This window comes from Shouchella miscanthi, from assembly GCF_007725405.1.
Taxonomy (GTDB): Bacteria; Bacillota; Bacilli; order Bacillales; family Bacillaceae_D; genus Shouchella; species Shouchella hunanensis.
Genome location: NZ_CP042163.1, coordinates 2,267,425 through 2,280,159, shown reverse-complemented (window position 1 = coordinate 2,280,159; position 12,735 = coordinate 2,267,425). Strand labels below are relative to the sequence as shown.

Genomic DNA, 12,735 nt, shown 5'->3' with positions numbered 1-12,735 from the left:
TAACTAGTAAGACTATCGAAAGTAGGTGTGGACATGCTCGTTAAAAAACAAATTCGTGGTCTACCTGCGTATGCACCAGGCAAACCAATTGCTGAGGTGAAGCGCGAGTATGGATTAGATCATGTTATAAAAATGGCATCAAACGAAAATCCGTATGGTGCGTCACCAAAGGTGGCTGAGAGAATCGCCACGATTGCGAGTGAAACGGCTATTTATCCCGATGGCTACGGAACGGAGCTGCGGGAAGCTTTAGCAACAAAACATCAAGTAAGTGAAAAGCAAATTATTCTAGGCAATGGATCCGATGAAGTCATACAATTTCTATGTCGAGGGTTTTTATCGGCTGATACCAATACGGTTATGGCTACGCCTTCTTTTTCACAATATAAATTAAATGCAACTATTGAAGCTGCTGAAATTGTTGAGATTCCAGTTACAAACAGTGGAAATCATGACTTAGAAGCGATGCTTGCAGCGATTAACGAGCAAACGCGCATCGTTTGGGTGTGCAATCCAAATAATCCTAACGGTGTTGCGTTAAGTCGGGAAGCGTTTGTCCACTTTTTAGATCGTGTTCCTAAAGAGTGCTTAGTCGTTTCAGACGAGGCTTACTACGAATATGTGACAATGGCTGATTATCCTGATAGCGTATCGCTGCTTTCTGCTTATCCGCAGCTAGTTGTGTTACGTACGTTTTCCAAAGCATACGGATTGGCTGGTTTACGAGTAGGCTATGGCATTGCGAGTGAAAGCGTGGCGCAAGCGATTGACCCTGTTAGACCTCCGTTTAATAATAATGCGATAGCACATCAAGCAGCTCTGGCTGCATTGGAAGACGAAGGATTTATTCAATTATGCAAAGAAAAGAACGAGCAAGAGAGGCAGCGTTTAAGAACTTATTTTGAAGAGGAGGGTTTCTTCGTTTATCCGTCCGAAACCAATTTTCTTCTAGTTGAAACAAGTATTCCAGGGAATCAACTTTTTCAGGCGTTTCTAGAAAAAGGGTTTATTCTTCGATCCGGTGAAGCATTAGGTTATCCAACTGGAATTCGGATTTCTATTGGTAGTAAGGAAGAAAATGATGCTTTTTTGAAAGTGGCACCGGCCATATTTAACACATGGAAAACTTAATGAAGTAGTGCAGGGAGGACCACAGCATGACGAACATCTTTATCATTGGTATGGGCCTAATTGGGGGCTCATTGTCCCTTGCTTTGAAAAATGATTCAACCTTTCACCGGCTAGGCTATGATATTTCAGAGGACGAAACGAATATGGCACATCAATTAGGGGTTATTGATGAGCGTGTGACACGTTTACAGGATGGTGCTGAACGTGCGGACGTCATTATTATTGCCACGCCAGTTGGTGTGACAATAAAGATTATGGAACAGCTAAGTACGATGGCACTGAAAAAAGGCGTCATCTTAACAGATGTAGGCTCGACGAAACGAACAATCGTCGAGCAAGCAGAGCGACTGTTACCATCTGTGTGCTTTATTGGTGGACATCCGATGGCTGGCTCGCATAAGTCTGGTGTTACGGCAGCACAAGAACATTTATTTGAAAATGCGTTCTATCTTTTAACACCAACCGCAGAGACGTCTCGGGATGAATTGATTTCATTGAAAAATATTCTAAAATTGACGAAGGCGCGATTTATTGAACTAGATGCAAAGCGACACGATCGACTTGTTGGTGTTGTCAGCCACTTTCCTCACATTGTAGCAGCTGGACTCGTACATCAACTTGAAAAGATGCAAGCAACAGATGATCAAGTGACTGCACTTGCTGCTGGAGGCTTTAAAGACATTACAAGAATTGCCTCAGCAAGCCCTATTATGTGGCGTGATATTTTAGTACATAATAAAGAAGAAATGATTCGATTAATGAATGAGTGGCAGCAAGATATGGATGGCATACGTGAATTAATTGAAAACGAGGATCATGAGAGCATCTATCATTTCTTTGCAGGAGCCCGTCAGGTTCGTGAAGGTTTACCGCAGAAGTCTCGCGGGGCAATTCCGGCATTTTACGACTTATATGTGGATGTTCCGGATCATCTCGGAGTTGTTTCGGATGTTACCTATGTCCTTGCAGAAAATAAAATTCATCTGACCAACATTCGAATTCTCGAGGCAAGAGAAGATATTATGGGTGTTTTACGTTTGAGCTTCCGCTCGGAAGAAGATCGAACTCACGCTCGGACGGTCCTAATGGAACGGCATTATCAAATTTACGAACAATAGTGACAAGCGTCTGGTCAAGTAGGTCAGGCGCTTGTATAAAAAAACCCCCTTGAAAACGCTTACGTTTTCAAGGGGGTTTAGCTATAAAAGCTAAAATGTATGGATAGGAGTGGAGAGAAACCATACGCTAATTAGATAATAAAAGAAAACGCTTACAAAGTCAATACTATTCATAAAAATCTTTTGTTTTTTTTCTGAAACAGAAAGGTTGCCCCTGCGACGAGCGATCATATAAAATAAACATATATCGTTTGTTACGAAAAGGAGCAAGAACATTTATGTTGAAAGAACATGTTTTTTCTAAAATAGAGGCTGGAAACATTGAAGCTGCTTTAGCGTATTTAGCTGAACATGCTCTATCAGACAACCACCAAATTCGGTTTGAAGTGGCTGAGCTCTATTACGAACTTGGGCACATTCGTGAAGCACGAACCATTGTGGAAGAACTTCGGTCACTTTATCCAGATGAAGGCTCTTTAGCCATTCTTTCAGCGGAAATGATGATTGACGAAGATCAAGAGGATGCAGCCATTGAATTACTATTAGAAGTTGGCGTAAAAGATGACAGCTTCGTACAAGCACAACTATTGCTTGCCGATTTGTATCAATTGCAAGCTCTTGATGAAGTTGCCGAACAGAAGTTACTTGCCGCCTTGCAAAAAGACCCTGAAGAAATGATCCTTATTTATGCGCTAGGTGAATTCTATTTAAATCAAGGGGCATACAATAAGGCGATTCCGTATTTAAAACAATCTCTTCATGTTCAATTAGGTGAAGTGAACGTTGGATTATCATTGGCAGAAGCATATAGCGGTAATGGTCAATTTGAAGAGGCCTTGCATTTGTATCATCAACAGGAAACAAATAAAATGACGCCTGATCAGTTATTCAGCTTTGGGTTTACTGCTTATCAACAGGGTGATTATCCAGTTGTTATTGAACAGCTCGGTGCGGTAAAAAGTTTAGATGCGGATTTTACAAGTGTTTATGTGCCACTTGCAAAAGCATATGAGGCTGAAAATCGTTTAGATGAGGCATTTGAGACGTTGAAAGATGGTATTCGAATGGATGAATTTAATGACCAACTCCCAATGATGGCTGGTCAAGTGTTGACAAAAATGAATGACCTCGTCGGTGCTGAGCAATACTTTCGACAAGCTTTGGCGTTAAACCCTTCAAATATGACTAGCATACAAGCACTTGCTGCATTATTGAAGGAAGAAGAAAGAGCAGAAGAGCTACAAGAGCTTATTGAATATGTACAAGAGCATGGTGAACATGATCCTGTACTAACGTGGTACCACGCTTTTGCTAAAGCACAATTGGAATCGTATGAAGAAGCCCGTCTATTATATGAAGAAGCGGAACCATTTTTTAAGGAAGATGCTGACTTTTTAATTGAATATGGCTACTTTCTCTTAGAAGAAGGAAAACGTCAAAAAGCAGCTGTGTTCTTTAGACAAGCGCTATACGTTGATCCGACAAGAACAGACTTAATCGAGCTTATTGACCAGCTTCAACACGAGGAATGACAAGATTTGTTGAAAAGAATTCAAGTCGATAGAAAAGGGAATGCTGTATCTTAAGGCGAAAAGTACAAGAGAATCTTTTTTGGTGCTTTTATAAAAGGAAAGGGGAGAAAGCAATTGGGTAGCATTATTCCTGTAATGGATAAAAAGTCTTTTTTGCGTAGTTTCCTCAAACGACATCAATTAAAACGCCGTGAGTGTGCTTGGTTGCTAAATTATTTAATGAACGATGATAGCTTAATGGAACGAGTTCATTTTTTAGATCGTTCTGATGAAACACCAAAGGCACTTGTTATTTCTGCTCAAGGGATCGACACAGTTCCATTTTCGTTTCGAAAGCAGCATCACGTGACAACAGACTGTGAAAAAGCGTTTCATGATATTCGCTTAAATCATACGGAAGAGATTTACATTGAACTTCATTTTAAAGACCAAGAACTTCATGCGCAGTACCTAGCGGTTCTTGAAGACAACCCGTATTTACCGGAAACAAAAGAACGAAAGCAACGGTTTGAAACAGAGGCTGATGTTGTTTTAACAGAAAGCATTCGCCAATTTCAGTTAAAAAAAATAAATGAGGAAATTAATCAAGCGTTAGATACGCATGATAAAGACGCGTTTCTCGCCTTAACCGAAAAACTAAATCATTTATTAAAAAACTCCTAAAACAGAGCCCGAAGGCTCTGTTTTTTTTGGTATACTAGAAAAGAGGAAGGAAGTGGTCAGATGCGCTTTAGAACCGAAGACACCGATACGTATTTACAATCCCGAGATTATGTTGATACAGCCATTGTACCCCTTGTGAAAGTATCGTTAACGGCAGATATTAAGTCAACCATTCAAGCGACTGAATTTACAACAATTTTGAGTGAGGAAATGGAACGTCAATTTCGAGGACGGGTTATGCTGTTCCCACCATTTAGCTATCATGATACCGAATCAGCCGAAGGGAAAAAAGAGCGGCTACACCTTTGGCAGACGGAATTAGAGGGCGCTGGATTCAACTACATGATTTTGCTAACATCAGATGCGAATTGGAAGCAGGATGAACAAGCATTAGAGCCGTTACAATTGGTGTACGTACCATCAATTGCTCTTGAATACATTGAACAAAAAAACAGAAAAAAAGTCATGGATGATCAAATGCAACAAATTTTACCGTTAATTACGGGGTTATGGCAAAAAAAACGCTGAAAGCGCTATTCTAACTCATATTGCTTAATGTATGCGGTTATAGTATGATAGTAACGTCCTAGTATTAATCTGTATGATACCAAGCTAAACTTGGTCGATTTTGAACTGTTAGGAGGTTTAGAAGTGAGCGAAAGAGAGCACAAAGTTTCGAGACGGCAATTTTTATCGTACACGCTCACAGGAGTAGGTGGATTTATGGCTGCAGGTATGTTAATGCCCATGGTTCGTTTTGCCCTTGATCCTGCATTAAAAGCAGGCGCTGAGTCTTCTATGGAAGCGGTATGCGAGCTAGACGATTTAACAGATACGCCGCAGCGATTCACATGGAGCTTTAGCCAACAAGATTCTTGGTATGAATCAACCGTTGAGCAAGAAGCATACATCTATTTAGATGGCGACGACGTTATCGCGCTTTCATCAGTTTGTACACACTTAGGTTGTACAATTGCTTATAACGAAGATGAGAGCGAATTTGCGTGTCCGTGCCACGGTGGTCGATTTACAGAGGATGGTACAAACGTACCTGGTACACCACCACGTCGACCGTTAGATGTGTTTGAAGTCAGTGTTGAAAATGGAACCGTATACCTTGGAGAGGTAAACCGAAGAGACTAGGAGGGACGCAAAAATGCTACAAAAAATTTATGATTATGTGGACGAGCGTCTAGATATTACTCCTATGTGGCGTGATATTGCGGATCACGAGGTGCCTGAGCACGTTAACCCAGCTCATCACTTTTCGGCGTTCATATACTGTTTCGGTGGATTAACATTCTTCGTAACGGTCATTCAAATTTTGTCAGGAATGTTTCTGACAATGTATTACGTACCAGATATTGTTAATGCCCATGCATCGGTGTATTTTTTACAAAATGATGTTGCGATGGGACAAATTGTTCGCGGTATGCATCACTGGGGTGCGAGTTTAGTTATTGTCATGATGTTTCTACATACTTTACGTGTATTCTTCACTGGTTCGTATAAAAAACCACGTGAGTTAAACTGGGTGGTTGGTGTATTGATTTTCTTCGTTATGCTTGCGCTTGGTTTAACAGGTTACTTGTTACCTTGGGATATGAAAGCATACTTTGCAACCGTTGTAACACTTGAAATTGCTGAAAGTGTTCCGATTATCGGGGACTTCACAAAAGCGTTACTTGCTGGTGGTGACATCGTTGGTGCTGCGACGTTAACACGTTTCTTTGCCATTCATGTATTTTTCTTGCCAGCGGCACTACTTGGACTATTAGGTGCACACTTTATTATGATTCGTAGACAGGGAATCTCTGGACCTCTATAAGAGAACCCACATTTGATAAAAAAGGAGGGAAATTCATGCATCGAGGCAAAGGGATGAAATTTGTCGGCGATTCTCGTGTGAAAGTAGACGGACGTAAAGTGAATGTGCCAAAGGATTACTCGGAATATCCGGGTAAGACTGAAGCGTTTTGGCCGAACTTTTTACTTCGAGAATGGATGGTTGGTGCTGTTTTTCTAATGGGGTTTCTTTGTTTAACCCTAGCCCATCCAGCTCCTCTTGAGGCAATTGCCGACCCGTTAGAAGCATACATACCGTTACCGGACTGGTATTTCTTATTTTTGTATCAATTACTTAAATATGAATTTGCTTCTGGAGATTTTAATACATTAGGAACGGTTGTCATTCCTGGTATTGCATTTGGTGCCTTACTACTTGCACCATGGCTTGACACATCAAAAGAGCGTCGTCCGCACAAACGCCCAATTGCAACAGCATTAATGTTGCTTGGTGTAGCATCTGTCATCTTTTTAACGTGGGAGTCTGTTGATCAGCACGATTGGGAAACAGCAGCACAACAAGGGCAGCTTGTTATTGCGGAAGATGTTGATTTTGATACCGAGGCTGAAGGGTATGAAATCTATACAAATAACGAATCTTGTATCAGTTGTCATGGTGATCAGATGACTGGTGGTGCGGGTGCACCAAACCTCTTAGAGACAGAGAAATCTGCTGAAGAAGTGATGGACGTTATTGTAAATGGTCAAGGCGCTATGCCAGGTGACTTGTTTGAAGGAACCGATGAAGAGCTCGAAATTTTAGCAGAATTCATTGCGAACCACGGACAAGATTCTGAGGAATAAGATTAGAGAGAGCCACCTTAGAGGTGGCTCTTTTTACATAGGGGTGTAAAGATGCTTGCGTATTTATTTGGATGGTTAACTAAGAGGTCAACACTAATGCTGTTATTGGTCGTAAATGCTCTTGGGACGATCTACGGCTTTTACTGGTATGGGAATCAACTGGCACAAACACCTTGGCACTTTATACCATTTGTACCAGATAGTCCAACAGCTAGCCTGTTTTTTGTTGTTGTACTAGTCGCATTTCTAATGAAAAAGAACGTAGGTCTGATAGAAGCATTAGCTGCTGTCACTTTGCTGAAATATGGGATTTGGGCGGTTGTGATGAATACGTTTCAAGTAATGGAAGGCGCACCGATGCATTGGCAAATTCTAATGCTCAATCTTTCTCACGCTGGTATGGCGCTTCAAGCACTTCTTTTCTTACCCTTTATGCGGATTAAAGCATGGCACCTTGGGGTTGCTCTTACTTGGACAGTATTCAATGATGTCATTGATTATGTTTTCGGGATGCACCCCTGGATTAGCAGTGTCATTATGCCTTATATACAGCAGATTGGTGTATTTACATTTTTATTAGGTTTGGCTTCGGTTATGCTTGTCTACTTATTAAATGTTCGCAAACGTGCGCTTCGGTTAAACTTGCCTTAATACAACAGGTCTACTCTTGTCCTTCCTCTCATAGACTAACAATCAGAGGAGGGAACGAGCGATGTGGCGAACGATTTTAGTAGCAGTGATCTTGAGCGTTTTGTTGTTGCCTGTGTTCAGTGATGCAGTTGAGGACAAGAACCCAACTTGGAATGAATTTGATGGCTTAGCAGGTCAATTACTTCAACAACTAAAGCAAGGCGATATAGATGATGCAAAGCAAACGGCTTTAGTGTTATCCGATGAGATGGATGTCTATCCTTTCTCTGAAGAGGAATGGACTCTTTCATCAATGCGCACACTAGTAACGACGTTTGAATCTGCTTATGATGCGCTGTTTGCAGAGGATGTCACGGTTGAGGAACAAGTGCGCTTGGCAATGGCGCTCAGGCTTAGTACAGATGCTGTTCAGCAAGTAAATCAACCGTTGTGGAATCAAATGGATCGACAATTGTTGGATAGTTTAGATCGAATTAGTGCAGTGAATGACCCGTTTCAATCGCAACAATATATGTATGAGGTCAATCGCACGTTACAACTGTATGATACGGTTCGTCCTGCTGTTTTAATTTCAAAAGGGTATGAGCAAGTAAGTGAGCTTGATGCCATGCATCATAAGCTTCAAGAACAACAGCTGTCTCAAGCTGAAATTGACAATCATCTCGATGTGATGCGCCATGAATACTTAGCGCTATTTGCTTTCTCCTCTGTTGAAACCGTTGACCCTGGCTTATATGTGGTCATGTTTATTATTGGCACACCTGTATTTTTAACACTGAGCTATGTTGGGTTTCGGAAATTTAAGGGGCAACGTAAGAAAGTAAAACAGAACGAATAGAGTCAGCGTCTAGTTTGACTTATTTTGACGTTCATCTTATGATAGAACTATATTTATTAAGCTAAAGAGGTGACTTCATAGTGAGTTTAGGTGGTTATTTAATATACCTCGCTCTTCTTCTCATTATTCCGATGATTGCACAAGGAAAAGTGAAAAGTGCTTACAATAAGTATTCACAAATTCGCAATTCGTCTGGAATGACAGGAGCAGAAGTAGCAAGAAAAATCTTAAACGATAACGGATTGCATGACGTAGCCATTGAAGAAACAAAAGGCGAACTTTCTGATCACTATGATCCGAAAGCGAAAACCGTTCGATTGTCTACAAATAATTATCATAAACCTTCTGTCGCAGCAGCGGCAATTGCCGCTCACGAAGTGGGTCACGCTATCCAAGATGCAGAAGAATATGCTTTTTTGAAATTTCGTAGCGCACTTGTACCAGCGGCTCAACTTGGGACGAGCTTAGGGCAGTGGCTCATTATGATTGGTTTGCTCATTACCCTTTTTGGATCAGCATCCCCAACTATTTTGCTAGCAGGAATTGTCATGTTCTCGGCTGCTGTACTGTTTCAAATTGTCACGTTACCAGTTGAGTTTAATGCATCCAACCAGGCAATGGCACAAATGGTATCGAGCGGCATTATTCGTAACGATGAAGAACGTGAGACAAAGAAAGTATTAAATGCCGCAGCGATGACGTATGTTGCTGCAGCCCTTGTAGCGGTTATGGAGCTTGCTCGTCTCATTTTAATTTACTTGGCACAACGAGACTAACAAACCAGAAAAAACGCTAGCGACTGTCGCTAGCGTTTTTTTAGTCCACGCGTAAAGGCATCTTGTTATCATCGAGGGTAAACCCTTCACCAGCGGCTTCCGTCACATCATTGATTGCCATAAACGCATGAGGATCAATTCGATGAACGATAGAACGTAAGCGAACGGTTTCATTTCGTGCAACGACACAATACAAGATTTCTTTATCGTTACCAGTAAAAGACCCTTTTCCCTTTAATGCGGTAGCGCCTCGCCCCATCTCTCGCAAAATCGCTTCCGATATTTGTTCTAAATCATCAGATATAATAAAAGCAGCCTTAGCGGAATACGATCCTTGTTGAATAAAATCGATGACTTTGGCGGCGATAAAAACATAAACGATTGTATACATGGCTTCTCTAAGATCAAGATAAAGAAGAGAAATCACAATGACACAGGAATCAAATACTAAGAAAGTTCTGCCAATGCTCCAACCGAAATAGCGCAAGCATAGTTTTGCAATAATATCAGCTCCGCCAGTTGTACCACCAAAACGGAAAACGATACCGAGACCGACCCCAACGATAGCACCTGCAAACAAAGCAGCAAGCATTAAATCATCTGCCAGTGCTGTGGAGAAAGGAATACGTTGAAATAAGTCTAAGAAAAGCGATAAACTAAATGTGCCAATGAGAGTGTAAAAGAATGTCGTCCGCCCAAGCATTTTCCAGCCAATAAAAAACAAAGGGATGTTAATAAGTAAGTTTGAAATAGCGGGATTAAACTGAAACAAAAAGTAAAGCAGGAGCGTAATGCCTGTAACGCCTCCATCAGCTAAATTGTACTGCATATTAAAATAAACGAGTCCAAAAGCCATTAATGCTGTGCCGAGCAAGATAAATACAATGTTCTTAATGTGCTTACTCATAAAACAGTCTCCTTTACAATCGGTGCTCTACTAGTGTACTTAAACGAACGAAAAAAAGATAGCAGGCAATGAATTTTAATTGCGGATTCAGCGCGAATTCGCTAGGATAAGGTAGAAGGGAAGTGGACGTATGGATAATCAAAAAACAATGGCACACATGCAGCAAGAAGTCGATGCCTATATTAGCCAATTTAAGGAAGGTTATTTTAGTCCACTCGCCATGATGGCGAGACTAACAGAAGAACTTGGTGAACTAGCGCGAGAAGTAAACCATACATACGGCGAGAAGCCGAAAAAAGAAACGGAAAAAGAAAAAGCAATGGAAGAAGAGGTAGGCGACGTTTTGTTCGTTCTTATTTGTCTCGCCAACTCGTTGAACATTGATTTAGAGGAAGCCCATACACGCGTTATGAATAAATTTACTACCCGCGATGCTGATCGTTGGACAAAGATAGAAGAAGGAGATCGACGGAATGATTAATATTGTAGTAGCTGGACCTAGAGGAAAGATGGGCTATGAAGCTGTTCAGCTTTGTGAAAGAGATCAAGACTTAAACCTCGTTGCAGTCGTTGATTCAAAGCATAATGGGAGAACGTTAAACGAATTAGAAGGGTTTGGTAATTTGGAAGTACCGATTTATTCGGATATGGAAGAGTGTTTTAGCAATCATGAAGTTGATGTGTTAGTCGATCTAACCACACCAGCTTTCGGTAAAAAACATATGCAGATCGCCCTTGCCCATGGTGTACGACCAGTAGTCGGTACAACTGGATTTACAGATACAGACATTCAGGAATTAACACAGCTTGCTGAAGAGAAAGAGCTTGGAGCGATTATCGCCCCCAATTTCGCCATCGGTGCGATTTTAATGATGAAGTTTTCGCAGTTAGCTGCTCGCTATTTAACCGATGTGGAGATTATTGAACAACATCATGATCAAAAGTTAGATGCTCCGTCTGGAACAGCGATTAAAACCGCTCAACTCATTGCCACTGAAAGAGAAGAAAAGCAGCAAGGGCATAAAAATGAAAAAGAAGACCTCGCTGGTGCTCGTGGAGCAAATTTTGAGGGGATGCGCATTCATAGTGTTAGGCTTCCAGGCAGAGTCGCACATCAAGAAGTGCTCTTTGGCGGTGAAGGACAACTATTATCTATTAAACATGACTCATTAAACCGCCGAAGCTTTATGCCTGGTGTAAAGCTATCCATTGAGCATGTGCTCAAACTAGATACGCTTGTTTATGGACTTGAAAATTTAATTGACTAAGAGGTGATAGAGTTGAAAGTTGCGTTAATTGCTCACGATAAGAAAAAGCAAGACATGGTAAACTTTTGCGTTGCGTATGAACCAATCCTTGTGAACCATGAGCTTTATGGAACGGGTACAACTGGTTCAAGAATAATGGAAGCCACGAAGCTACAAGTGACTCGCTTTAAATCAGGTCCCCTCGGTGGTGACCAGCAAATTGGAGCGCTCGTTGCAGAAGATGAATTTGATTTAATTTTATTTTTCCGCGACCCGTTAACGGCACAGCCCCACGAGCCAGATGTAACAGCTCTCATTCGCCTATGTGATGTTAAAGCTGTTCCACTTGCAACCAATATTGGTACAGCAGAAGTGCTTATAAAAGGACTCGAGCGTGGTGATTTTGAATTTCGATCTGTTCAAAAAACCAATCGACCAACATTGTAGTCTTTACGCCTGCCAGAAAAAGGGAGAGATACGGTCTTCCCTTTTTTTCATGACGATAGAAAGGGAGAATGGGCATGTCGACTTATCATTGTGATTTACTAGCAGTTGGAGCTCATCCAGATGACATCGAAATCGGCATGGGTGGAACAATTGCGAAATATGTGAAGGAAGGCTATCAGTGTCATTTTTTAACGTTAACACGAGCGGAGTTATCATCGAATGGTGATGTTTATACAAGGCAAAAGGAAGCAGAGGCAGCAGCAAACATACTCGGTGTTCAACATCGGGTGCAATTGAACGTAAAGGACCGCGGTCTGAAAAGCATGACTGATGAAGACAAAAATGAACTAATAAGAATCATTCGAGCAAAAAAACCACGTTTTATTTTTGTCCCTTTAGAAGATCGTCATCCAGACCATGGTAACTGTGCAACGATTATGAAGGAAGCCATTTTCGATGCTGGTATTAAAAATCGCTTACCAGGTAGCGAACCGCACAAAATTGAGGCTTGTTTTAGCTATTTTATAAATGGCTTTGCGCAACCGGATTTTGTAATGGATGTTAGCACAGTCTATAAAGAAAAAATGGCTGCCTTACAAGCCTATCAAAGTCAATTTCATCCAAAAGATGGCGTTTTAACACCGTTAACCGATGATTATCTTGAATCAGTCATGGCTCGAGATCGCTTGTTTGCAAAAGAAGTTGGTTTAACCTATGCAGAGGGGTTTAAAACGCACCGCCCTTTGAAGATGGCAAATTTATTTGAAAGGTGAATG

The 12,735-nt window shown here is 41.2% G+C and carries 16 protein-coding genes; 15 read left to right on the top strand and 1 reads right to left on the bottom strand.

All coding sequences use genetic code 11. The annotated features are described in order from the left end of the window. Positions 1-33 precede the first annotated feature (33 nt). The 11 genes from hisC (at position 34) to FPV17_RS11375 (ending at position 9,358) form a co-directional block, all read left to right on the top strand. Entirely contained in the window at positions 34-1,131 is a 1,098-nt protein-coding gene (gene hisC, locus FPV17_RS11425; protein WP_144559065.1) for a histidinol-phosphate transaminase, read from the top strand. Between the two features lie 26 nt (positions 1,132-1,157). After that, positions 1,158-2,249: a prephenate dehydrogenase gene (locus FPV17_RS11420; RefSeq protein ID WP_144559064.1), complete on the top strand. Its 1,092-nt coding sequence runs from the start codon at positions 1,158-1,160 to the stop codon at positions 2,247-2,249. 278 nt (positions 2,250-2,527) lie between these two features. After that, positions 2,528-3,781, top strand: coding sequence for a tetratricopeptide repeat protein (locus FPV17_RS11415; RefSeq protein WP_144559063.1), 1,254 nt, complete (start codon positions 2,528-2,530; stop codon positions 3,779-3,781). A 114-nt stretch (positions 3,782-3,895) separates the two neighbouring features. Beyond that, on the top strand, positions 3,896-4,444 hold the full coding sequence (locus FPV17_RS11410) for a ReoY family proteolytic degradation factor (protein ID WP_144559062.1): 549 nt from the start codon (positions 3,896-3,898) through the stop codon (positions 4,442-4,444). 60 nt (positions 4,445-4,504) lie between these two features. Beyond that, positions 4,505-4,972 (top strand): YpiF family protein, encoded by a 468-nt coding sequence (locus tag FPV17_RS11405; RefSeq protein ID WP_144559061.1) that lies wholly within the window; start codon positions 4,505-4,507, stop codon positions 4,970-4,972. A gap of 123 nt (positions 4,973-5,095) precedes the next feature. Continuing rightward, positions 5,096-5,587, top strand: coding sequence for a Rieske (2Fe-2S) protein (locus FPV17_RS11400; protein ID WP_035398381.1), 492 nt, complete (start codon positions 5,096-5,098; stop codon positions 5,585-5,587). A gap of 13 nt (positions 5,588-5,600) precedes the next feature. After that, positions 5,601-6,272, top strand: a complete 672-nt coding sequence (gene qcrB, locus FPV17_RS11395; protein WP_035398380.1) for a menaquinol-cytochrome c reductase cytochrome b subunit — start codon at positions 5,601-5,603, stop codon at positions 6,270-6,272. Positions 6,273-6,307: 35 nt separating this feature from the next. Next, complete coding sequence (locus FPV17_RS11390) at positions 6,308-7,093, top strand: menaquinol-cytochrome c reductase cytochrome b/c subunit (RefSeq protein ID WP_144559060.1); 786 nt, start codon at positions 6,308-6,310, stop codon at positions 7,091-7,093. 51 nt (positions 7,094-7,144) lie between these two features. Continuing rightward, positions 7,145-7,744, top strand: a complete 600-nt coding sequence (locus FPV17_RS11385; RefSeq protein ID WP_035398377.1) for a DUF1405 domain-containing protein — start codon at positions 7,145-7,147, stop codon at positions 7,742-7,744. Positions 7,745-7,805: 61 nt separating this feature from the next. Further along, positions 7,806-8,582 (top strand): sporulation protein YpjB, encoded by a 777-nt coding sequence (locus FPV17_RS11380; RefSeq protein ID WP_144559059.1) that lies wholly within the window; start codon positions 7,806-7,808, stop codon positions 8,580-8,582. An 80-nt stretch (positions 8,583-8,662) separates the two neighbouring features. Next, positions 8,663-9,358 (top strand): zinc metallopeptidase, encoded by a 696-nt coding sequence (locus FPV17_RS11375; RefSeq protein ID WP_035398373.1) that lies wholly within the window; start codon positions 8,663-8,665, stop codon positions 9,356-9,358. 40 nt (positions 9,359-9,398) lie between these two features. Here the strand turns inward: FPV17_RS11375 and FPV17_RS11370 are convergent, their stop codons facing one another. Beyond that, entirely contained in the window at positions 9,399-10,265 is an 867-nt protein-coding gene (locus FPV17_RS11370) for a YitT family protein (protein WP_035398370.1), read from the bottom strand. Between the two features lie 130 nt (positions 10,266-10,395). Between FPV17_RS11370 and FPV17_RS11365 the strand changes: the two genes are divergently transcribed. The 4 genes from FPV17_RS11365 to bshB1 all read left to right on the top strand — a co-directional run bounded on the left by FPV17_RS11365 (position 10,396) and on the right by bshB1 (position 12,732). Further along, positions 10,396-10,746, top strand: a complete 351-nt coding sequence (locus tag FPV17_RS11365; RefSeq protein ID WP_144559058.1) for a nucleotide pyrophosphohydrolase — start codon at positions 10,396-10,398, stop codon at positions 10,744-10,746. After that, positions 10,739-11,533 (top strand): 4-hydroxy-tetrahydrodipicolinate reductase, encoded by a 795-nt coding sequence (dapB, locus tag FPV17_RS11360; protein WP_035398366.1) that lies wholly within the window; start codon positions 10,739-10,741, stop codon positions 11,531-11,533. The genes FPV17_RS11365 and dapB overlap by 8 nt, the downstream gene beginning before the upstream one ends. 12 nt (positions 11,534-11,545) lie before the next feature. After that, a complete protein-coding gene (locus tag FPV17_RS21965) occupies positions 11,546-11,959 on the top strand; it encodes a methylglyoxal synthase (protein ID WP_035398364.1) in 414 nt (137 codons plus the stop codon). A gap of 74 nt (positions 11,960-12,033) precedes the next feature. Further along, positions 12,034-12,732 carry a bacillithiol biosynthesis deacetylase BshB1 gene (gene bshB1, locus FPV17_RS11355; protein WP_035398362.1) on the top strand — a complete coding sequence of 233 codons (699 nt, stop codon included), beginning with the start codon at positions 12,034-12,036 and terminating at the stop codon, positions 12,730-12,732. Positions 12,733-12,735: the final 3 nt, after the last annotated feature.